This window comes from [Limnothrix rosea] IAM M-220 (genome assembly GCF_001904615.1).
Lineage (GTDB): Bacteria > Cyanobacteriota > Cyanobacteriia > Cyanobacteriales > MRBY01 > MRBY01.
Genome location: NZ_MRBY01000007.1, coordinates 1 through 21,030, shown reverse-complemented (window position 1 = coordinate 21,030; position 21,030 = coordinate 1). Strand labels below are relative to the sequence as shown.

The window sequence follows — 21,030 nt, the reverse complement described above, 5'->3', positions numbered from 1 at the left end:
GGCCTAGGGAAGATCTGCTAAAACAAGTTTATCCTGATGATTTAAGAGGGAAATGTGGTGGGGCGATTTCGTTAAATAATCACCGTAGCTCGCTGTGAGATAAACCTTGGCTTCCGTTTGTTTGCGTAAATGTCGATTAAAGAAGGCTAAACCTAAGGCCTGAATTTTTATCATAAATTTTGTTCGTGGGGATTGGGATTGGTGGGGCGAGGAAACGGAGATTTTTAGTCCCATTTTTTTGGTGAGCTGCCGTAAATTTTGCACATGGGCTTTCCCTTCCATTACCACAAGGTAGGTCTGCGGCGATCGCAACCATTGAAATAATCGCAGTTGTTCTAGTACAAAGGGTGTTGTCATGTCATGGCTGCCGGCGATCGCCATAACGGGCACATGGACTGGCGCTAATCCTTGCTCACCAAACATGGCACTCCCCACAAAATCCCACACACATAGACAACCGATACGCGGATCATGGTGGGGTTGTAAGTTCTCGCGGATACCTAAAGCCTGACATTGCAATAACAATGAAATATTCGGATCGGCGGTGGGATTGTCATCACAGGCTAGTTGGAGTTGGTCAAAATAGATGGTTGCTCCTGCTGCCGCTAGAGCTGTGTACGCGCCAAAGGAATGCCCCATCACACCTACATTTTGCACATTTAATTTGCCGCCAAACTGTTCATAATTGTGGAGGGTGAGCCAGTCTAAAATCTGACTAATTTTGCGGGGGCGATCGCCAAATTCTCCGTAGGGAAACACTTCATCCACTTCCCCTAGCAACATCAATTTCAGGCGATCGCTACTACTGCCACAGTGGTGGGGAATTACAACAAAATAGCCGTGAGAAGCGAAATATTCTCCTAAACTGAGTAAATCCTGTGGCTGTGCCCCTAAACCATGAGATAAAACGATAATGCGCGTATTTTCTGCAAGAATTGTCGGTTGAACATATAACGTTTCTTGCTCATCAGCTAACTGATTTACCAACACATCATGGGAACCGAGCTGCTGTAAATCTGGTAAAGTCGCGAATTTTTCCACCTGTTCTGGCTCAACATTTTCGGCGGCGATCGCCCGTACCTGCTTGAGCCACTGTTCCGTTTTCTGGACGAGGGATTCGAGCTGACTAGCCCGTGCCATGAGAGTATCGAGATCAATTTGCGCTTGCTCCGGCATAAGGTGCAAGAGTTGCAAGAGAGAAATACCATCTTGTTCTCCTGCCATCTCCAGAAACAGTTGCCTTAAACCATCCTTCGAGTCCGGTTGGTCTGGAAAATGAAATAGGGGAGAGAGCCAAGCTAATAGGCGATCGCCGATAGAAGTTTGCAAAAAATGCTTAAGCTGCTGAACATCCAGCTCGATGCGCGTTTGGAGAATACTCTGGCACTTACGACGACTGGCTTTTTCTTTGCCAAAATAAACCCGACAAGCTTGGTTCGCAACGTAGGGTAATTTACGCTCATCCAAAAACTGTTTTATCCATAAAAATAACCGGATCAACAGCGTTTTACTTTTGCGGGGCGATGTCTTTTTTTCGGGGGGAGAAGGACTAGAGGAAACCATAACGCACTCCAAACAACGGGCATAAAATGTCCGCTCTTCTCCTAGTTTCTATGGTGACCCAAGAATTTTTGATTTAGGGAAATGTGCCGTATTTCGTAACGCTCTACAGGTTTTGAGCGAGTAGATGTTCGCCGGTAAAGGTTATCCGAGTGTTGTCCGTAAAAAAGTTAATTAACGGTTGAGATGTTTGACAAAAACTAAATCGCAGCGTTCTGTCTCAATGCCTGTCGCCGCTTCGTAGCCCGTGGATTCGTAAATATGTTTGGCAGCTTGGAACCGAGAAATGGTTTCTACCCAAATCTGCTGATAGCCTTTGGCGGCGATCGCCTTTTCTAATTCTGCCATTAAATATTTTCCTAAACCTTTACCTCGAACCGACTCCAACAGATAAACCTTACGAATTTCAACAGCTTTCGTACCACGACGAATGGGATGATACCCTGCCGTGCCAACAATTTTGCCTGCCTGCTCTACCACCCAAAATTCGCCATCATTTTCCCAATAGTGACTTTCGATTTCAAAAACTTCTTTATCCGCCCGCTCCGGCTCCCAGCCGACATCGTACTCTTCTAAAACGTTTTTTACCACTGCTGCAGCTGCTAGGCGATCGCCCTTTTGCCAGTCTCGAATTTTAAATTTTTGCCAATCTTGATCCATTAGTTTTTGTCTGATATGTCAATATTTACAGGCAGCAACTAATATAGTTTATTTTAATTCTTTAAACAGCTTAAAAATAGCTTAAAAATATTTTCAAATAACAAACATAAAACTTTAATAATCCCCATATCAAAAGCCAAAAAGAGCTGAATCATTAACCCCAATTCCAAGCTTCAATCAAAATTTTAAAACGTCAATCCAATACCTTAATACTCCTGACCGCGATAGCGACGCTTCCCCGTTTTTGGCATCGGCATTTCAGGAAGTTCGACCGCGTATTCTTGTCCCCGAAATTTACGAGTGATGGTTGTTTTCCCTAATATCCCTTCGTTATCGGCAGCCGGTGTCGTGTCCTCAACAAACTCATTTTGTAATGCTACGATACAGCTCATCAAGGCGCTGTTTTGGACTTCGAGGCCGCCCACTGTTGTCGCTACGCGCTTGACACCTTTGATTGCTTCAATGGCGATCGTTGCCGCTGAAAATGCTGGCAGTAGTTCCTGAGCTCCTTTGGCCTTTGCTAATTGTCGTTGTGTCGCGGTGAGTTCTTGGTGGGATAAAGCAGATAGAGCAATCAATGGAACCTTTTGGTCGCGGGTGGTGAGCCAGTCACAAACAGCTGCCAGTTTTATATTCGGGATATTGTCCGCCAATAAAATCACATCGGGTAATTTATTTTCTGCTTCACCCACGAAAATTTGTTGTCTTAAGTCAGTTTCTTGTTGGAGGATGGCCGCTGACCAGTTTTGGGATTGTAAGAGTTTTTGCCAGATGCGTGCTTGTCGGGGCGATGAATGCAAAATAAAAGCGTTCATGTGATGGGGTTACCTCGGAGAAAAGTTAGCGGCAGATGAACTCAAAGGACTCGAAAGGGCGCTTTATCTTTTGGTGTGCTTAATCGTATTTAACCTTTGCGGCTCAGAAATAAAAAATCAGGTTTGTCTAATACATTTACGTCCAGAAATCCTGACTTTCAATCGCGGCGATCGCCACCATAAAAATCTTTAAAAATCTTTCCCAAAATTAGCTTCATAGGCATTCTAAAATTCTGATGCAAAGAATGTAACAATTGACGCGCTCATCATCATTGCAATAAAAAACACCCCAAATATCTGAGGTGCATTCCATCAATACTTTTACTCGTAAAAAAATTATCGATAAAAATTAGGTTGATTTTGCTTTTGAAGCCAAAGGATTTTTAAGTCATTTTTGAAGCACGATTTTGGAGGTGCTGCTTCAGGGGAATGTAATTTACATCTGGGTTGTAGATGTGGCACTCATCAGTAATAGTTTTCATCAGTTCCCAGTCAAACTTGGTTTCATATAGATATTCGCCCCAATTTTCCTTGATGCTGTCGTAGGCAGCGCGGAGGTTATAGGAAGGAATGCCCGTAGAAAGGTGGTGGGGAACATGGACATTAATGTCGTGGCAGAGAACCTCAACCCACTTGGGATAGTCACAGTGGACAGTGCCTGCAAGCTGAGCCATGGCCTCGTTCCATTCGTCGTTGTATTTGAAAGGAATCTCAGGCACAGTGTGGTGTACGAGGGTAAAGGTGCTCATCCAGAAGTGGTAGCCGATCCAAGGCATCAACCAGAACTTTACAACGCCCCAAACGCCTAGATAATAGAACATTACGGGGAAGGCGATCGCCGCCGAGATGATGACGAACCAAGCAGAAAAACGAAATTGTTCACCCTTCTTACCGTCGAAACGATCCATTTCAAAGTGGAGTTTCATTTGGTGGGCAATAGAAGCAAGCCACCAGAAACGACCACGCATGTGCTTGTAGATAAACTTGAGCCAGCCGGGCGCACCATCATAATCTTGAGGTGTGAAAGGTGCCCAGGCATTATCCTCATCCATGTTGTTGGTGTAGCGGTGGTGGTGGTTATGGAGTAACCGCCAGGGATGGAAAGGATAAATCAAAGGTAAAAAAGCAAGGTGACCAACGAGGTCATTAACCCAATTTTTGCGGGAAAAAGAACGGTGACCGCAATCGTGACCAATTACGAAAAAACCGGTCAGAGATGTACCGGCAATGAACCACAAAATGGGAAATAATAGAACGCGAACAGGTGCAGGAACCATCGCGGGAATTGTCGCCAACAGAGCATAGCTGGCAACCACAGCCACCACACTCAATAGGACTCGAGACCAAGCCTTCAGTGGATTAATTTTGTAAACAGACTTTGGGATGGTGTTTAGGATGTCCCGCAGTCGTAAATTTGGATTCTTTTCCAAAAGAGTTGTGGCACTTGGGCGCACAGTAACTGATGTCATTGATATTCTTTGCGAAATGTTACATGGTTTCTAATGGTTATACCATTGATTCTCATGAACAAGCTGTTTTTCGAGCACCCGATTCTCCCTTTGGGGGCACTCCACTGCGCCATTGGACTCCTCGCAGCTCTGGTGGCTTATCGTAAGGGCTACCCCCTCAAACGCTGGCTAGTTATTGGTCTGGTCGGCGGGACACCGAGTTTGATTTATGCTTGGACAAGGCCAAATCTAGAAACTGATCAGAGCTGAAACTGATAAACTGTGCTTTGGCTTGTTTTGGGCAACTCTCTAATTTATCTGAGTGAAAAGAAACTGTATCGTTATGGCTTCGAGTCAACCACCACAGAAACAAAGGCAATGGTCGATATGGACGGTTTTTTCCTCGACTTTTTTGACTATTTTTATCGCGGAAATGGGTGATAAAACGCAATTGGCCACGTTATTGATTGCTGCCCAGTCTACAACGCCGTGGGTGGTCTTTTTCGGGGCTGCTTTGGCTTTGATCGCCACAAGTTTGTTGGGGGTGCTCATTGGCTATTGGCTTGCGAAGAAGTTAGCGCCTGATCTGCTTGATACGTTGGTGGGGGTTTTGATGCTGGTGATTGCGGGTTTGTTGATTGTGGACATGATGGCGTAGGAGGGCAGACATTATGGATTGGCAATTGCTTGGGTTAACGTTTATTACTGTGTTTCTGGCGGAGATTGGTGATAAAAGTCAGTTGGCGGCGATCGCCTTGGGTGGTAGCTCTAAATCACCTATTGCTGTATTTTTTGGTTCTGTGACGGCGTTGATTACCACGAGTCTTTTGGGGGTGATTGCGGGGGGCACTGTGGCGCAGCTGATTCCGATCCAAATCTTGAAGGGATTGGCGGCGATCGGTTTTGCGACTTTAGCTGTGCGGTTACTGTGGTATCCGCCCCAAGGTGAAGATGACTAAAGATCTATGGCGCTTGGTGGATATCCGCCCCATCTCGAAAGGCCAAGACTAGAATAGTTGTAGTTTGCGTCGTAGCGATCGCCGGGGATTTTACTAAAGCCTCCCACCTATCAGGTTTTACCCGGAGATGTTGCGGTTCTCTTCAGTGGCAATTAGGGTTTATGGTTTTAGACATTTCTCAAGAGTTGGCGATCGCCTATGTTCACTTTTACGTCGATAATCTTCCCTATTGGCAACGGTGGTTTCAGAAATTTTTTGCCCTAGAGCCTGTAGACACCCAGCATTTTTTTCCACATCTTACTGGTCAGGATGTGCTGCTACGGTCGCCGGAATTGCAGTTTGTTTTATCTGCTCCCCACGCCCCTAATGATCCGGTTGATCAATATCTAAAGAAACATCCTTGTGGTGTTGCAGACATTGCTTTTTTTGTTAATCCAGCCATCATTTTAAACTTAGATTTAAACCTTTCTTCGCCAACAAAAGTCATCAATCCCGTTGGTTTTCAACATACGTTAATACCTAAACAAAATATTCCAAAAAGTAATCAAAACATTGACCATCTAGTTCTCAATGTTGCTAAGGGTTCCCTCGAAAAAATACGGGATTGGTATATTCATAAACTGGGCTTTCAACCGAAACAGTCGTTTCAAATTCAAACGGAGTATTCTGGCCTGACTTCTCAGGTTTTACAGCACTCTAGCGGCATCCAAATTCCCATTAATCAGCCGGGCGATCGCCGCTCTCAGATCCAAGAATTCCTTGATTATAATCGCGGCGCTGGGATACAACATATTGCGATCAAACAAAACAATCTCCCCGAAAAAATCCTCCATTTACAACGACAAAGTTTATCATTTTTAGATGTTCCCCAAACCTACTATCAAAACTTACTCAGGGAATATCCTTTCTTGAAAAATCTATCCCAATGGTCAAATATTCAGCGTGCCAAAATATTAGTAGATGTGGTGCGATCGCCGGAAGAAATATTGATGCAAATTTTCACCCAACCTATTTTTAAAGAACCTACTTTTTTCTGGGAATTTATCGAGCGGAAACAGGGGGCAACGGGCTTTGGAGAGGGGAATTTTCAAGCCTTATTCGAAGCCATCGAAACAGCCCAAAAACAGCGGGTAATTTCCCCATAATTAGCAATTGACCTAAAATATTCGAAGAATTCGCATTTATCTAAACGCTGTGGCACAAATTTTATTGGTCATCTTTATCCTGTGCCTATTTCCTTTGTCGTGGCTCTATGTGCGGGGGATGTTCCGCCGTCATCAAACCTTTAATATCATTGGCATTCCGGCGAATGATGCGCGTTTTGGGATCGCCCTCGCCAGTCTGTCGGACTCTCATCTCACCTCCGGCGAAGCAGTTCATTTTTACACCAATATTGACCAAATTCAGCAAGCCAGACTGGAGGCGATCGCCAGCGCTAAAAATCTGATTTGCTTTGAAACCTTTAAAATGGCTCCCGGTAAACGAGCCGATGACTTCGCCGCAGCCCTGAAAAAAAAAGCTAGAGAAGGCATTTTAGTACAAATTCTCGTTGATAGTAACGGTGCCAAAAAATTGCCACAACGCTATTGGCAGCAGCTAAAACGAGCCGGTGTCAAGGTTTGTTTTTTTAATCGCTTTTCGTGGCGATCGCCCATCGAATATCTCCGCCGCAACCACCGCAAACTCATGATCGTTGACCAGCGCGTTGCGTTAATTGGTGGCGTTGGCATCGCTGATTTTTGGGACGGCGTTATCCCCAAAAATGCCACTGCACCTTGGCTTGACTTTGAAGTCCATTGGCAGGGAGAAGCTGTGAGTTTTTTAACCGGACTGTTTTGGCAACATTGGCTAAGCTCCGGCGGCAAAGTTGATCTACGCTTACACCAACCAAATATTTCCCAGCCCGAACAACCCGAACAAATCCTGATCACCTCTGGCGAAGACCCCACACCCAAAGATTCCCCCATTCGTAGTCTGTTTCAAACCGCCGCCCTAGCTGCCCAGCAACGCATTTGGATAGCCTCACCGTACCTGCTGCCAGACGACGAAACCACGAGTATATTAATCGCGACAAAGGCGGCTGATATTGATGTCAGAATTATGACGATGGGTGTGTGTAATGACAAAAGCTATGTCTACTACACCTCGAGACAAAACTATGCTCCCCTCCTAAAAGGTGGCGTGGCCATCTACGAATATCAGCCCAGTATGATGCATGCCAAGGTGATTTTAATTGACAATGAATGGGTTTGTCTGGGTAGTGCCAACCTTGATCCCCGCAGTTTTTACCATAACGATGAACTGAATATTTGTAGCCCCCAAGCATCCCTTGTCGAATCGATTGATCAATTTTTTCGAGCTGCTTTTGCCCATAGTCATCTGGTTGACTACAGGGAATGGGGCGATCGCCCTTTAAAGCAAAAAATATTAGGCCGATTATTTAATGTCGGTTACTGGCAGCTTTAAAAGTTACCTAAAATTCTCTGACATACTTGGATAATGCTATTCGCTAATCTGTCTACCCTATCAGTTAAACTCTCAATCACTAGCATTGCCCATAAAAACGTTAGTGCCCATGTACAGATGAAGTATGGCACTCTAATCATATTCCAGCAAAAAGCTGAATATTCTTTTTTTGTGCAAATAATCGAATACACTCTATCCTAAGAAGAAAAAACTAGTGGATATCTGGGGATGGTCAAATACTTTGCTCATGAATCAGCCTACATAGACGAAGGTGCCGATATTGGAGAAGCAACGAAAATCTGGCATTTTTGTCATATTTCAAGTGAATCAAAAATTGGAAATAACTGCTCCTTTGGTCAAAATGTATTCGTTGCAAAAGGAGTGATTGTGGGTGACAGATGTAAAATTCAAAACAATGTATCTCTTTACGAAGGTGTAATCCTAGAGGACTATGTTTTTTGTGGTCCTAGCATGGTTTTTACTAATGTTAAAAACCCACGTTGTGAATTTCCTAGAAACACTAGCAATGATTATGCAAAAACCCTTATAAAACGAGGTTCTAGTATTGGTGCAAATGCAACCATTGTTTGTGGTATTGTCTTACACGAATGTTCCTTTGTTGCGGCTGGTGCTGTCGTCACAAAAGATGTCCCCGCCTATGCCATAGTTGCAGGAGTTCCAGCCAAAATAATCGGTTGGATGAGTGCTTTCGGCGATATATTAGAGTTTGATCAAGATAATATTGCGATTGATTCAATCGGTGTAAAATACCAGAAAATTTCAGAGAGAGAAATCAAAAAAATTGTATGAACCAAACTAGAATTCCGATACTTGACCTTAAACCACAATATGAATCTATCAAGGATGAAATTCACATTGCGGTGAACAATGTATTAGAGTCTGGCCAATTTATTATGGGACCAGATGTCAAGCTTTTTGAGCAGGAAGTATCTAATTATTTAGGTGTTAAACATGCGATCGCCGTCAACTCCGGCACCGACGCTTTAGTCATTGGTTTAAGGGCATTAGGTATTGGTCTTGGCGATGAGGTGATTACAACCCCTTTCTCATTTTTTGCTACAGCAGAATCTATTAGTAACGTTGGCGCTAAACCAATCTTTGTTGATATAGACCCTCAAACTTTCAATATCAACCCCGAGTTAATTGAAGCCTCGATTACACCTCAAACCAAAGCGATTATGCCCGTTCACCTATACGGTAACCCGGCAGCCATGGCGAAAATTCTGGCGATCGCCTCCAAACATAACCTAAAAATTATTGAAGATTGCGCCCAATCTTTTGGCGCAAAATACTGTAGTACATGCTGTCAAAATGATTGCCCTGAGGAGATTCGATCCGCCATTTCAGCCAAACACACAGGAACGATTGGCAATGTAGGAGCATACTCCTTCTTCCCCTCCAAGAACCTAGGAGCCTACGGCGATGGCGGACTAATAGTCACCAACAATGATCAAACCGCTGAAATCGCCAGAATGCTACGCGTTCATGGAGCCAAGAAGAAATACCATAACGAACTCTTAGGTTACAACTCACGCTTAGATACAATCCAAGCCGCAATTTTGCGCGTAAAATTAAAACACATCGACTCATGGAACCAAAAACGACGAAAAGTAGCTCAACTCTATAATCAACTATTAATTGATACTCAAGAAATTATCACACCGACTTTAGCCGGCGGCCACGTCTTTCATCAATATACAATTCGAGTTTTAGATGGAAAACGAGATCAACTCAAGCAACACCTAGCAGACCAAAGTATCAGTAGCATGATTTATTACCCCACCCCTCAAGATAAGCTACCCGTTTACCAAGGTCAGTATCCTGATTATCCAGTAAGTAACAAACTAGGGTCTGAAGTATTAAGCTTGCCTATTTGGCCAGAGCTTAGGACAGACACCATTAAATATATTGTCGAGCAAATCAAGCATTACTACATCAATGGCTAAAAAAGATATTATTGTATCTCTGTCGTAACATTGACTATTTTTGAGAAAGTATTATAAACGCTGATTTTTTGTAACACTTATTCTCCACTTTAATAATATTAAAAGTTTAATAATAAAAATGAGTCAAAAAAATAGATCAAAATCACTTTTTCATAAAAAAGTCATTCTTTCTTTCAAATCATTGTTTTATGACTTACTCGTTCCCCCGTTTTTAAATATTTTCTCTTATCGTTCAATTCTTTATCAAACGACTTTAAACGAAATCAAAACTCGTCATGCCGGGTCTGCCTTTGGGCTATTTTGGTTGCTAATTTATCCATTGTTATTTCTGGGGACTTATGCGATTGTTTATCTATATATTTTTAAAATTAGATTTCCTGAATTTAGTTCAACAGAATACGTTGCATTGATTTTCTGTGGCTTAATTCCTTTTTTGGGATTTTCTGAAGGTTTAGCATCTGGTGTTCCTTCCGTTGTAGCTAGCTCCAACTTAATTAAAAATACTTTATTCCCAATACAGTTAGTTCCAGTGAAAGCTGTACTAGTGGGACAAGCAACGCAGACTGTAGGAATGGCATTATTATTAATTGCCTTAACTTTCCTTGGCAAACTATCTCTATGGCTGCCTTTTTTCCTAGTTATCTGGTTAGCTCAAATTTTATTTACTGTTGGTTTGATTTGGATTTTATCTAGCTTAAACGTTTACTTAAGAGATATCCAAAATGTAATTGCTATCGTGACATTGCTGTTAATGATGCTAAGCCCAATCGCCTATACAGAGGCGATGGTTCCAGAGGGGATACGCCCACTTTTATCTCTGAATCCTTTGTACTATATGATCATGTCATACCAATCAGTTTTTATGCTAGGCGAGTTCCCACCTACAAGAATTATTCTTCCCTTTATCGCAATGTCATTCTTTTTATTTATTAGTGGCTTTTGGTTCTTTAGTCGCATGAAAAAACTGTTTAGCGACTATGTCTAGATTTCATCGAACTCAGCCAAACTATCAAAAACAATCCTAGAGTGAATCATCTTATATGTGTGGAATTGCCGGAATTTTGAATTTAACGGGAGAGCAGATCCCTTCTCTTGGTCGGCGTTTAGAAATGATGAATGACTTACAACGACATCGAGGACCTGACGGAGAAGGAGTCTGGCAACATCAGGATAAATTCGCCGGATTTGGTCATCGTCGTTTAAGTATTATCGATGTGAGTTCAGGAAGCCAACCGATGCAAGATCGAGGTGGCAACTGGCTTTCATACAATGGTGAAATTTATAATTATCTAGAATTAAGAGAAGAGTTAGGGGTTAAACAGTTTCAGACAAAATCTGATACAGAAGTTATATTAAGTGCGTATCGAAAATGGGGTTTTGATTGTGTAAATCATTTTCGAGGGATGTTTGCGTTCTCCCTCTGGGATGAGCAAAATCAGATCTTATACTGCGCTAGAGATCGATTTGGAATTAAGCCTTTTTACTACACAGTAGTAAGAGACACCTTGTATTTCGCCTCAGAAATAAAAGCTCTTTTACCTTTCGTGGATACAGAAATAAACTTAGAAGGGTTTAAAGATTATTTGACGTTTCAGTTTTGTTTGGCTGGCAAAACTTTGTTTAAAGGCATCCAAGAATTATTGCCAGGTCATTTTCTAATAGTCAATAACGGTAGTATCGAAGTTAAGAAGTATTGGGAAGTTCACTACAATGCTGATTTTGACCACACAGCTAAATATTTTGAAGAGAGAGTCGTTGAACTATTAGAAGAATCCATTGATTTACATTTGCGCAGCGATGTTCCAGTTGGCAGTTATCTTAGTGGTGGTTTAGATTCAAGTATTGTTGCATCTCTAGCTAGCGATAAGTATAAAGACGAGTTTGTGGGGTTTACAGGAAAGTTTTCCCTAGGCAAAGAATATGACGAAAGTGAATATGCAAGGGCTCTAGCGGGGTACAAAAATTTTGAGTTACAAGAATTAGAGATTACAGCAAATGATTTTGTAGAGAATATCCGCAAAGTTATGTACCATCTGGATTACCCAGTAGCAGGACCGGGATCGTTTCCACAATTTATGATTTCTAAGCTGGCAAGCCAGCACCGAAAAGTTGTTTTGGGGGGACAGGGAGCAGATGAAATATTTGGTGGTTATACTCGCTATCTTGTGGCTTACTTTGAACAGTGCATCAAAGGCGCTATTGATGACACAATGGACTCAGGAAAATTCATTGTCACATACGAGTCTATCATTCCTAATCTCAAGTCTTTGCAAAAGTATAAGCCAATGCTGAAGCAGTTTTGGAAAGAAGGGTTATTTGAAGATTTAGAGCATCGTTATTTTCGCTTAATTAATCGTGCGCCTTCTTTAGGTGATGAAATTCGTTGGGAAGCTTTAGATGAGTACCATCCTTTTGATACATTCCAAGAAATCTTTTTGGCTGAAAATGTTGGTCAAGAATGTTATTTTGATAGCATGACTCACTTTGATTTCAAAACACTATTGCCTGCTTTATTACAGATAGAGGATCGAGTTAGTATGGCGCATGGTTTAGAGTCAAGAGTCCCATTCTTAGATCATCCTCTAATTGAATTAGCAGCAACGATTCCCGCTAATATTAAGTTTGGTGATGGTAAAATGAAACGAGTTCTCAAAGATTCTATGAGTTATTGCTTGCCAGATATAATTACTAATCGCCAAGATAAAATGGGTTTTCCTGTACCATTAGTGAAATGGATGAAGGAAGATATTAAGGAATTTATTTTTGATACTTTTTCATCTCGAAAAGCGCTAAATCGCGACTTTATTGATAATAAAAAAACACTAAAAAATTTGGAAAGAGAATGGGAATTTGGTCGCAAAACTTGGGGTTTATTGTGTTTAGAATTGTGGCAAAAAGATTTTTTTGATTGCAACACAAAATTTAGGTGATTATAAAAAATGACTTTAAAAAAAATAATTAATAGGGAAAAAGTCTACATATTTGTAATAGTACCAATACTTATTTTTATAGTGTTGCTCTCTTTCCATTCAAGCTCTAATTTCATAAAAACGAAATGGTATGAAAGTACTCCAATTAGTAAGAAAAGTTTTATTCAGAACATTTTACTGAAGTCATTTGGGGAAAAGCCTAAAGCAAATCAGGTTGTTACTGCTTTAGCGTATCAAGAAAGAGATGTCTATACGTACAAAAATCCACTGGGAGATGAAGTTCCTGTGATTTTGTTATCTAACAAGCAAAAAGTTAGTGATATTAAAAAAATATCAAATCTTAAAATTGTAATTGCTTTACATCAAACAAATAAGACTGGTGGTGAAGAGCCTTGTGGTAGATCAAATGAGAAAAATCCCAACATGTTGTATGGAAAAGAACTATATGAAAGAGGGTACACTGTTTTTTGTCCAACTTTAAGCTTTACTGGTTCTCGGCAAACCAAAGATCAATGGAATACTGACAAGTTTTATCAAAAATATCCTAATTGGTCTGCTTTCGGAAAAGATGTCGCTGAAATTTCTTGGTTAATCGATTCCTTAGAAGTAACGGGACTAGACATTTCTCAGATTGCAGTTATTGGTCATTCGCAAGGTGGTCTTTATGCCTTGTTCGCTACAGCATTAGACGAAAGAATTAATATTGTTATCGCCAATGCAGGATTTTTGAATTTTAAACATGATCCCAACCCAGAGCGATGGAATCGTGAAGAGTGGTATAAGGCTTTACCTAATATCCCTAATAATTGGACACTCGAAGAGGTTGTGGCAACAATTTCTCCCCGTCATGCCTTGTTGAATAACTTTTTACAAGATGAAATTTTGATATCAACAGACCCATACAATGATGTAAAGAAATTAATGATTCTTTTTCCTTCAATTAATTGGGCTTTTTTTAGTGGAAAACATGATTTTCCGCAGGAGGTTAGGGACTTTTCTTTTTCTTGGCTATCAAAAAAAATGCCTCATTAATACTGACATACAATAATCAAATGCATATCATTTCCCCGCGCTTTCCTCTAGGGTTTATTGGTCATCTTCTATCGTATTATATATTGTTAATAGCTTTTGACTTTCGATATTCCAGTTTAATTCTTTACTTGCTTGATTGCAGTTCTGTTTTAGAGTATTTAACTTAATCGAATCATTAATTAAATGAGATACCGTTTTTCCTAGTTTTTTGGGTGAACTCAGATCCGTGATTTCAATAATATGATATTTTTCTTTGATTAGTTGGAAGAAAGGTAAACTATCTGTGATTATCGGCACTCCAGCTAGCGCATATTCAAACAACTTATTGGGAGAACAATAAAGATGATTGTCGTCTATTGGTTGATAGGGAATCACTCCAATATCAGCACCTGCTGAGTAATCTAACATCTCTTCACTAGGTATTTGACCTAAAAAAAATATCTTTTCCATTAAGGAGTTTTCTTCAACAGTTTGACGTAAAATAACTTCATAGTCGCCATAGCCGATGATCGCTAAACAAGTATTTTTCGGGAAGTACTTCACACTCTCAATTAAAGTGTCCAAATTTCGCTCAGGAGAAATCCAACCCTGATATAAGACTACGTTATAGTAACTGGGAATCTTTCCTTTTTCCCTTAGTTTGCTTTTAGCATTTTCAATATCAATTTTTTTGGGAAGGTCAGCACAATTCAAAATAACTTGCGGTTCATCAATTTGATAGCGCTCAGCCATTAAACGAGCAATAAAAGGATTAACTGTGATTACAACTTCAGGATAACGAATATACTGTTTTTCTAAAATAAAATAACGTTTCTGTAAACGAGCAGGCAATACTTTTTGAGCATAGTATAATTCGTGTGCATCATAAATAAGAGGTACATTTTTTTTTGTTGAAGCATAGTAGCCAGCCTTCAAGCAAGGAAGATCATGAACATGATAAACATCAGCATCAAACTCTAAAGCTTTAGAAATTAGAAATTGCTCAAAAGGCGACACTTCAAAAAAATTCTTTGCAAAAAACATATATGCTTTATTAACAATTGACTGAAGTTTCTCGTTGCTAGGTAGCTTTCTTCTAATTTTCTTGAGCCTTTCATCGTCCCAGTCATACGCGTAGCGATGAATCTGGATTCCGTCTTGTTCAAAACTCTCTTCTCTTTCAGCTTCAAAACCAGCTAACAATATAACTTGGTGACCCGCTCTAATTAAACTTTTACCTTCAAGTAAAATACGCCTGTCTATCATGTAGCAATCAGGCGTAAGCATAACGATTTTCATGATTCAGTAAAATTAAAATTATTCTGAGTTTTTCTAAAACGAACAAATAAACGCTGCATTTCGCGATCTATATCAGTGCTAATGATTTCAAATCCATGATTGTCAGCTAACTCTTGAACCTCTGATTCAGTATATTCGAACGCACAACTAGGGTATTTCTCTGATAGAGGGCTTTTAGCTGGAAAAACTACACCTTGAGGAGTTTTAAGATTGGCTTTGTAAAAGTCAGCATTGACTATACCATCTTGCTTAAGTAAAAGATTAGCAAGCTCTAGCAACCACGTTGCGTTATCAAAATTTTGATGAATAAAGAAAAATCTTCCTACCATTGTATCGATAGTACTAGATTGCTTTAAAAGAGATTCAGTATCCGATATGTGAAGGTAGTTGCAATTGCTGGGAGAAACCAACCTTGCAATTGACAAAGCTAACTGAGAATAATCAATACCTAAATAGCTATGACAAACCAACCCTAATTGTTTTCCCAAGAATCCTGGTCCACAGCCAACCTCTAATACTTTTTTACCTACTAAGTCCCTGCCATTAGACCAAATTGCCAAGGGTGGCAATGAGTTGACAAGACTAGTCTTCAATACATCTTTATCTGATAGTTTGGTTAAGCTTTTGATGATTTTCAAATTTGGTTTTAATCTTTGAAAATTCAACAAAAATGGACTAGGGTCTTCAGTATTAAAGTAAGTAATCCATTCCCGATCCCACCGCTCTGTTTCTGAAGAAGAAGTTGGAATTGATTCAAAAAACAAACTGGTTTTATTATCCATTAGCGTAACCGTGTCAACCGAATGAAATTAAATAGAATAAAGTGGATTTGGTAGTAATGTTTCGAACAAGCGCAAAGTACACTTTAATATTATCATACTGATAACTCTTGCCTGAAACTCTAACGTCGGGAAACACTGTTAGCTTGATTCTTGATGTTTGACACTTTCGATCTCTATGTTGATCGTTCTACCTAAATCACTTTACTTTTGGCGCAGTTGGCAAAATGGAGTCTTTACTTTTTGCTGTCTGAGCCGATCCTATATAACCATGTTTTGTTGAAGAGAATAAGATAGAGCTAGGAAAAACAGAGATATACAAAGCAATACAATAGTAAACTCTCTTCTCTTGCTAGTCATGAAAGTGCCGCCTTTAATTAAAGATTTTGGTAAACATTATTTATGTTTTTTTGAATAACACTAAAGTCGTATTTCTTCAAAATGAAATCTCTGATTTTTTGAGCATCATATGAACTTAAATTACTAGCTACTTTTTTTATTGCAGAGGCTAAAGATTCAAAATTATCATTATCACAAAGTTCTCCAAGGTAAGGCTCGACAATAACACTCTGTGGTCCCCCACAACGTGTACTGACGACAGGTTTTCCTGAAGCTAGTGCTTCTATCACGACAACTCCAAATGTTTCAGAATGGCTTGACAAAACGAAAATATCACAATCTTCTCTCATTAAACGTGCTACTTCATGACGTGTTTGAAATCCCAAAAGCTGAATAAATTCCATTAAATTATTATCTTTAATCCATCGTTGAAGTTGTTGCTCTAACTCGCCTATCCCCACGATATTTAGTTTGATTTTTATCCCTTGCTCGTGTAAAAGTCTGAAGGCTTCTAACAAACAAAAAGGGTTTTTGTTTTCATCTAGTGACATTACACTTAAGAGCATTAGATAACTGTCATTATTGTTATTCTGTTTTTGCTTTGGATAGAATATGTCTGTATCGACTCCATTGGGGATGCAAGTCATTTTCTGGTGGTGAGATGGAGCAAGTATTTTTTTTACCTCATTCTCTAAGCTTGGACTCACAGAAATAATCTTATCCGCTGACTTTAAAGCGTAAGCTGTTACCTGTCTAACTATAGACCTGTCAGCAAGTATGCTGAAGGGACCTGTATGTTCCGTAATAACAAATGGTACTTGATATTTTCGAGCTAAAAAACTGCCTGTAAATCCATCCAGATAGCTTGTGTGAGCATGCACTAGGTCAAAATTAAATTTTTGGCGAATTCTATTGGCCCATTCTGAAACGGCATATCGGTAGGTAAAGCCGTGCATAGGAAATGGAAAAAAAGGACGGCCTACAAGATAAGGAATTCTCAAAACCGGAATATTCCCCCATGTACTCCAACTGCTCAAAGATAAAGCTTTTTTGTATGCTTTAATTCTCTTTATTATCTCAATTGGATTTTTGGACTCAATCCAGAAAGGCTGGCAAGATACCACTCTGACCTCTAGCCCTCTTTTTTCCCGTAAAGCAGCCACCTGTTCAGCAATAAAACAACCTGAATTAGGCTGTGTCTCATGTGGGAACATATGAGACAGAACTAAAACTCTACTGACAGATGCACTACGATTTTCCAACAAAGTATTTAAACGTTTCAAAGCTGCTGTAGCTGTTTTCTTTTCTGTTTGAATCGCCAATTTTACGACTTCAATGTAGTCGTGAATAGACAAATTTGAATCTACTTCACAGCAGGTCCTTAAATCTTCTTGCCATAGCCATTCTGGTTTGGGATAATATCCAGAACTGTCGCTTAACAAACCCCAGCTTCTGTAATATTTTTTTTGATCACTAACTACAATGTTGTGATTTGCTTGAATACGAATGAAATTAGAGCTGAAATTCTCGCGCTCTTTATTCGATACGGAGAAGTATTCGACAGTTTTCACTGCTACTTCCCCGGTAGCTTGAATACCAATCGGGGTGCCATATAGACTTGACTTAAAGTTTGTGCTGACAGTGTATTCTATCTCATTAGCTGTCTTTAAAGTGCCATCGGTTGTTGATAGCGAACAATCATCAATTTCATCGTAGAAAAATACTTTTATGCTTGTACTTTTTAATATGGGTTCTTGTGTTCTGACAACTATTTTGTCACCTGGTTGAAGAATAACTGGAAAGCAGATCAGGATATCTTGAGTTATATCTGTTGAGCTGTCAGGAAAGGATAGATTGCTCTTAAGCTTATCGAGATACTTAGGCCAGAAACACCCTTCAACAAACCCCTGCTCAACTTGCTGTAGAGGGTTGGATATATCTAATAGTAAAGGAGATTGTTGAATCTCCTGAGGACGCTCTAAAGAAATCCACTTACTGTTTTGACTGTCACCGCCAATATGTTGTTTTGTGTATAGTGCAATTATCTCTGAACGGTCTATGTGTCGATTGACAAAGTTTGATCTGTTTTCAAAAAAAGCCTTACTGCGCAAATACCCAATTATCTTATTACTTTTGTTGAAGGTGGATTTGACTATTTGTGAACTACCGCAATATGGGCAAATAAAATTGTTGCAATCTACGTTATTAATCTGAAGATTTCGAAGCAATGAGGCATATTGCTCGTCTAATGGATATCTAGTAATGTCACCAGAATATCTGATTTCATTAACGTTCCAAGATGAAGGACAAATTTCAACTAAATCATGTTCAAGCAAGGAACGTTGGTGATGATTAATATGATATCTTGCTCCACAATCGGCACATTCTGTGAATGAAGCTTCCAGCTGTTCTCCATGAGGAACTGAAATCAAAACATATTTTGAAGAAACTCTGAACAGTTCAGAAATAGCCTGAAAATAGATTTCATCAGAAAGATGTTCAATGACATCGTTAGCCATGACAAAATCAAAAGAAGCATCGTCAAAAGGCAAGTCAGAAATTGATCCGACTACAGTTTCATGATGGACACTTTTTAGAGCCTCTTGGCTACTGTCTAATCCGACAATTTGAATGTTTTTAGGTAAGGCGTTGGTAATAAGACCATTTCCACAGCCAACATCAAGGATACTTTGCGTACCTTGAGGTATCAAACTTAGAATATCGGCAAGTAGCTGAACTTGGTATGGTTCAGCTTGTGAACGCCATAGTAATGGTTGATTGTAATAATCGGCTTCAAACATAACTAGTAAGGTACTTTTAACTTGGAACTTCTATAGACTCTTCGAGTTTGGAATGGATAGGCTGTCTACAAATACCATGATCAATTGTCTCTAGATAGTCTCGATTCACTACTTGGAAATGGATACAACGATCTAGAACGTGATACGGTTCAGGTTCAACTCCTTTCCTTGGAGTAGACTTGAACATAGCAACACTAGCAACATAAGAACCAGCACCTAGTAAAAGGCTACTATTCCAGAAAAGTATTTTTCCATGTCCCTCAATAACTTCCTTGCCTAACTCTTTACTCGAAATCGCCCACTGGGAAGCTGTTAGACCAGACGCTAGATAAATGCAAAAAACAAAGGTTGGATTAACTATTGGTATATTGGTTCTATATTCTACTGTTATTTGAAACGGCTCTAATGAGTAAAGTATCTTAGTCTCTTTTTCTGAGTTGTCAAATAGCGATACATGTATGATTTCTGCTTCTTTCTTAGAGCCATACTCATCTATTGTTTGTTCGAGAGGGCTTGGGCTTTTATCTTCTTTTTGCTTAGTTATTGATTCTTTGAGAAAATCCAACTCGTTGTGTAGCGACAAAAGCTCGGTAGGAATGGGTAAGTTACTGTAGGCACTATTAACCTGAAGGAAGCCCAAATCGTGATAAGTATCTTGATCAGGAAGAAACAATTGCACAGTAATTTCTTCCTCTTGACAATCTGCTCTAATTTCTAAGGTAAAGTTATTTGAATTATGTAAATATGATTTGGGTACAGAAAATTGAAAAGGGGCGTGAGCATATTTCCCTTGAAAATCGCCGTAGAATCTGTAACATCTCAGCTTATCTTTTTGTTTAATTGCTTCGCCCCAATCCATAAAACCAGCACTTGTCATTAAGTAGTGGTCTTGATCGGGATGATTATCCATAGGAGAACCAATATCAATTTCTCCTATAATTTCTTGACTATCTTTTAGAGTGATAGAGTAAATCTTGTGTTTGCGTATTGGATGCTTACTACCTTGACTAATCAGTCTAAATAATAACTTCTCATAAATATTTGTTTGCTTATCGAGCATTGTTGCTTGCTTCTTCGAAATCTTCAAGTCTCTTGCTCGTAGTCTTATTTCTTCGTCACGTCTAACAGTACGAGAATACTGTTTAATAATATTCAGCGGCTTTCCATCTCCTGCAATCACTCCTTTTTGTATCCAAATAATACGATCGCACAAAGCTTGAACTGAACCTAAATCATGACTCACAAACAATACTGTTGCACCAGATTGCTCCGTTAATTTTTTCATTCTCTCTACACACTTCCCTGCAAAGTACGCATCTCCAGCTCCTAGCACTTCATCAATGATTAAAATTTCAGGTTTAACTGAGGTGGCAGTCGAAAAACCTAAGCGAGCATACATGCCTGCCGAATAAGTTTTAATTGGTTGATCGATAAAATCTTCTAGTTCAGAAAAGTCAATGATTTCATCTTCTTTCTCTCTGATTTCCGGCAAAGATAATCCTTGGTAAGCTAAGGAAGCTCGGATATTTTGGCGGCCAGTGAATTCAGGATGAAACCCAGTACCTAGTTCCATCAATGCTTGAACTTTACCTTGAACTTCTACTGTTCCTTCAGTTGGCGTAACGTTTCCTGTAATAATCTTGAGTAGAGTGCTTTTTCCTGCTCCATTTCGTCCGATAATTCCTAATCGCTCTCCTTTCTTTACTTCTAAATTTAAGCTTCGTATAGCCCAGAATTCTTGATGTTGAGCTTTTCGCCAAAATAGCCAGCGGCTGACTCCAAAAGCATCTAACACCTTATCCGCAGGATGCTGATAAAGCTTATACATTTTGCCTAAGTCACAAATTTTGATGGCTGGCTCGGTCATTTCTGGCATAACATTTCTGGCATAATTTAATGTCTTATAGCAATATTAAATTAGTAGTCTAGCATGGACTTTAGCTCAGTACAGGACAAAACTGGAAAAAAGTAGGAGGAGAGGGTTTGATAGAAATTA

General features: G+C 39.8%; 18 protein-coding genes. 10 read left to right on the top strand and 8 right to left on the bottom strand.

From position 1 onward, the window contains the following. Positions 1-3 precede the first annotated feature (3 nt). The 4 genes from NIES208_RS04430 to NIES208_RS04415 all read right to left on the bottom strand — a co-directional run bounded on the left by NIES208_RS04430 (position 4) and on the right by NIES208_RS04415 (position 4,504). A complete protein-coding gene (locus NIES208_RS04430; RefSeq protein WP_075890126.1) occupies positions 4-1,563 on the bottom strand; it encodes an alpha/beta hydrolase in 1,560 nt (519 codons plus the stop codon). 171 nt (positions 1,564-1,734) lie between these two features. Next, positions 1,735-2,220, bottom strand: coding sequence for a GNAT family N-acetyltransferase (locus NIES208_RS04425; RefSeq protein WP_075890124.1), 486 nt, complete (start codon positions 2,218-2,220; stop codon positions 1,735-1,737). A gap of 206 nt (positions 2,221-2,426) precedes the next feature. Continuing rightward, positions 2,427-3,035, bottom strand: a complete 609-nt coding sequence (locus NIES208_RS04420) for a response regulator (protein WP_075890122.1) — start codon at positions 3,033-3,035, stop codon at positions 2,427-2,429. Between the two features lie 383 nt (positions 3,036-3,418). Next, positions 3,419-4,504, bottom strand: a complete 1,086-nt coding sequence (locus tag NIES208_RS04415) for a fatty acid desaturase (protein WP_075890120.1) — start codon at positions 4,502-4,504, stop codon at positions 3,419-3,421. Between the two features lie 54 nt (positions 4,505-4,558). On the opposite strand from NIES208_RS04415, the gene NIES208_RS04410 reads away from it, so the two are divergent. The 10 genes from NIES208_RS04410 (at position 4,559) to NIES208_RS04365 (ending at position 13,837) form a co-directional block, all read left to right on the top strand. Further along, entirely contained in the window at positions 4,559-4,753 is a 195-nt protein-coding gene (locus NIES208_RS04410) for a hypothetical protein (protein WP_075890303.1), read from the top strand. Between the two features lie 73 nt (positions 4,754-4,826). Further along, positions 4,827-5,141 carry a TMEM165/GDT1 family protein gene (locus NIES208_RS04405; protein ID WP_075890118.1) on the top strand — a complete coding sequence of 105 codons (315 nt, stop codon included), beginning with the start codon at positions 4,827-4,829 and terminating at the stop codon, positions 5,139-5,141. Between the two features lie 13 nt (positions 5,142-5,154). Further along, positions 5,155-5,442, top strand: coding sequence for a TMEM165/GDT1 family protein (locus NIES208_RS04400; RefSeq protein WP_075890116.1), 288 nt, complete (start codon positions 5,155-5,157; stop codon positions 5,440-5,442). Between the two features lie 161 nt (positions 5,443-5,603). Further along, on the top strand, positions 5,604-6,587 hold the full coding sequence (locus NIES208_RS04395) for a 4-hydroxyphenylpyruvate dioxygenase family protein (protein WP_075890114.1): 984 nt from the start codon (positions 5,604-5,606) through the stop codon (positions 6,585-6,587). A gap of 49 nt (positions 6,588-6,636) precedes the next feature. Beyond that, positions 6,637-7,908: a phospholipase D-like domain-containing protein gene (locus NIES208_RS04390; RefSeq protein ID WP_084176530.1), complete on the top strand. Its 1,272-nt coding sequence runs from the start codon at positions 6,637-6,639 to the stop codon at positions 7,906-7,908. Positions 7,909-8,136: 228 nt separating this feature from the next. Continuing rightward, entirely contained in the window at positions 8,137-8,718 is a 582-nt protein-coding gene (locus NIES208_RS04385; RefSeq protein ID WP_075890112.1) for an acyltransferase, read from the top strand. After that, positions 8,715-9,875 (top strand): DegT/DnrJ/EryC1/StrS family aminotransferase, encoded by a 1,161-nt coding sequence (locus NIES208_RS04380; protein WP_075890110.1) that lies wholly within the window; start codon positions 8,715-8,717, stop codon positions 9,873-9,875. The genes NIES208_RS04385 and NIES208_RS04380 overlap by 4 nt, the downstream gene beginning before the upstream one ends. 118 nt (positions 9,876-9,993) lie before the next feature. Further along, complete coding sequence (locus NIES208_RS04375; protein WP_084176529.1) at positions 9,994-10,860, top strand: ABC transporter permease; 867 nt, start codon at positions 9,994-9,996, stop codon at positions 10,858-10,860. Between the two features lie 55 nt (positions 10,861-10,915). Next, positions 10,916-12,805 (top strand): asparagine synthase (glutamine-hydrolyzing), encoded by a 1,890-nt coding sequence (gene asnB / locus NIES208_RS04370; RefSeq protein ID WP_075890108.1) that lies wholly within the window; start codon positions 10,916-10,918, stop codon positions 12,803-12,805. 9 nt (positions 12,806-12,814) lie between these two features. Beyond that, the gene (locus tag NIES208_RS04365) at positions 12,815-13,837 is read left to right on the top strand and encodes an alpha/beta hydrolase family protein (protein ID WP_075890106.1); all 1,023 of its coding nucleotides are present in this window, start codon (positions 12,815-12,817) and stop codon (positions 13,835-13,837) included. A gap of 54 nt (positions 13,838-13,891) precedes the next feature. Here NIES208_RS04365 and NIES208_RS04360 read toward each other — a convergent pair whose 3' ends face one another. The 4 genes from NIES208_RS04360 to NIES208_RS04345 all read right to left on the bottom strand — a co-directional run bounded on the left by NIES208_RS04360 (position 13,892) and on the right by NIES208_RS04345 (position 20,910). Next, positions 13,892-15,115, bottom strand: coding sequence for a glycosyltransferase (locus NIES208_RS04360; RefSeq protein WP_216349357.1), 1,224 nt, complete (start codon positions 15,113-15,115; stop codon positions 13,892-13,894). After that, positions 15,112-15,897: a class I SAM-dependent methyltransferase gene (locus NIES208_RS04355; RefSeq protein ID WP_075890104.1), complete on the bottom strand. Its 786-nt coding sequence runs from the start codon at positions 15,895-15,897 to the stop codon at positions 15,112-15,114. Before NIES208_RS04355 ends, NIES208_RS04360 begins: the two co-directional genes overlap by 4 nt. A 374-nt stretch (positions 15,898-16,271) precedes the next feature. Then, positions 16,272-19,034 (bottom strand): glycosyltransferase, encoded by a 2,763-nt coding sequence (locus NIES208_RS04350; protein WP_075890102.1) that lies wholly within the window; start codon positions 19,032-19,034, stop codon positions 16,272-16,274. 16 nt (positions 19,035-19,050) lie between these two features. Then, positions 19,051-20,910, bottom strand: coding sequence for an ABC transporter ATP-binding protein (locus NIES208_RS04345; protein WP_216349354.1), 1,860 nt, complete (start codon positions 20,908-20,910; stop codon positions 19,051-19,053). Between the last annotated feature and the right edge of the window lie 120 nt (positions 20,911-21,030).

Bases quoted from the DNA above. Each gene is read 5' to 3' on its own strand.
- NIES208_RS04355 (WP_075890104.1), bottom strand. From the start codon at position 15,897: ATGGATAATAAAACCAGTTTGTTTTTTGAATCAATTCCAACTTCTTCT.
- NIES208_RS04415 (WP_075890120.1), bottom strand. From the start codon at position 4,504: ATGACATCAGTTACTGTGCGCCCAAGTGCCACAACTCTTTTGGAAAAG.
- NIES208_RS04420 (WP_075890122.1), bottom strand. From the start codon at position 3,035: ATGAACGCTTTTATTTTGCATTCATCGCCCCGACAAGCACGCATCTGG.
- NIES208_RS04375 (WP_084176529.1), top strand. From the start codon at position 9,994: ATGAGTCAAAAAAATAGATCAAAATCACTTTTTCATAAAAAAGTCATT.
- asnB (WP_075890108.1), top strand. From the start codon at position 10,916: ATGTGTGGAATTGCCGGAATTTTGAATTTAACGGGAGAGCAGATCCCT.
- NIES208_RS04400 (WP_075890116.1), top strand. From the start codon at position 5,155: ATGGATTGGCAATTGCTTGGGTTAACGTTTATTACTGTGTTTCTGGCG.
- NIES208_RS04360 (WP_216349357.1), bottom strand. From the start codon at position 15,115: ATGAAAATCGTTATGCTTACGCCTGATTGCTACATGATAGACAGGCGT.
- NIES208_RS04385 (WP_075890112.1), top strand. From the start codon at position 8,137: ATGGTCAAATACTTTGCTCATGAATCAGCCTACATAGACGAAGGTGCC.
- NIES208_RS04395 (WP_075890114.1), top strand. From the start codon at position 5,604: ATGGTTTTAGACATTTCTCAAGAGTTGGCGATCGCCTATGTTCACTTT.
- NIES208_RS04410 (WP_075890303.1), top strand. From the start codon at position 4,559: ATGAACAAGCTGTTTTTCGAGCACCCGATTCTCCCTTTGGGGGCACTC.
- NIES208_RS04380 (WP_075890110.1), top strand. From the start codon at position 8,715: ATGAACCAAACTAGAATTCCGATACTTGACCTTAAACCACAATATGAA.
- NIES208_RS04405 (WP_075890118.1), top strand. From the start codon at position 4,827: ATGGCTTCGAGTCAACCACCACAGAAACAAAGGCAATGGTCGATATGG.
- NIES208_RS04345 (WP_216349354.1), bottom strand. From the start codon at position 20,910: ATGCCAGAAATGACCGAGCCAGCCATCAAAATTTGTGACTTAGGCAAA.
- NIES208_RS04365 (WP_075890106.1), top strand. From the start codon at position 12,815: ATGACTTTAAAAAAAATAATTAATAGGGAAAAAGTCTACATATTTGTA.
- NIES208_RS04350 (WP_075890102.1), bottom strand. From the start codon at position 19,034: ATGTTTGAAGCCGATTATTACAATCAACCATTACTATGGCGTTCACAA.
- NIES208_RS04425 (WP_075890124.1), bottom strand. From the start codon at position 2,220: ATGGATCAAGATTGGCAAAAATTTAAAATTCGAGACTGGCAAAAGGGC.
- NIES208_RS04430 (WP_075890126.1), bottom strand. From the start codon at position 1,563: ATGGTTTCCTCTAGTCCTTCTCCCCCCGAAAAAAAGACATCGCCCCGC.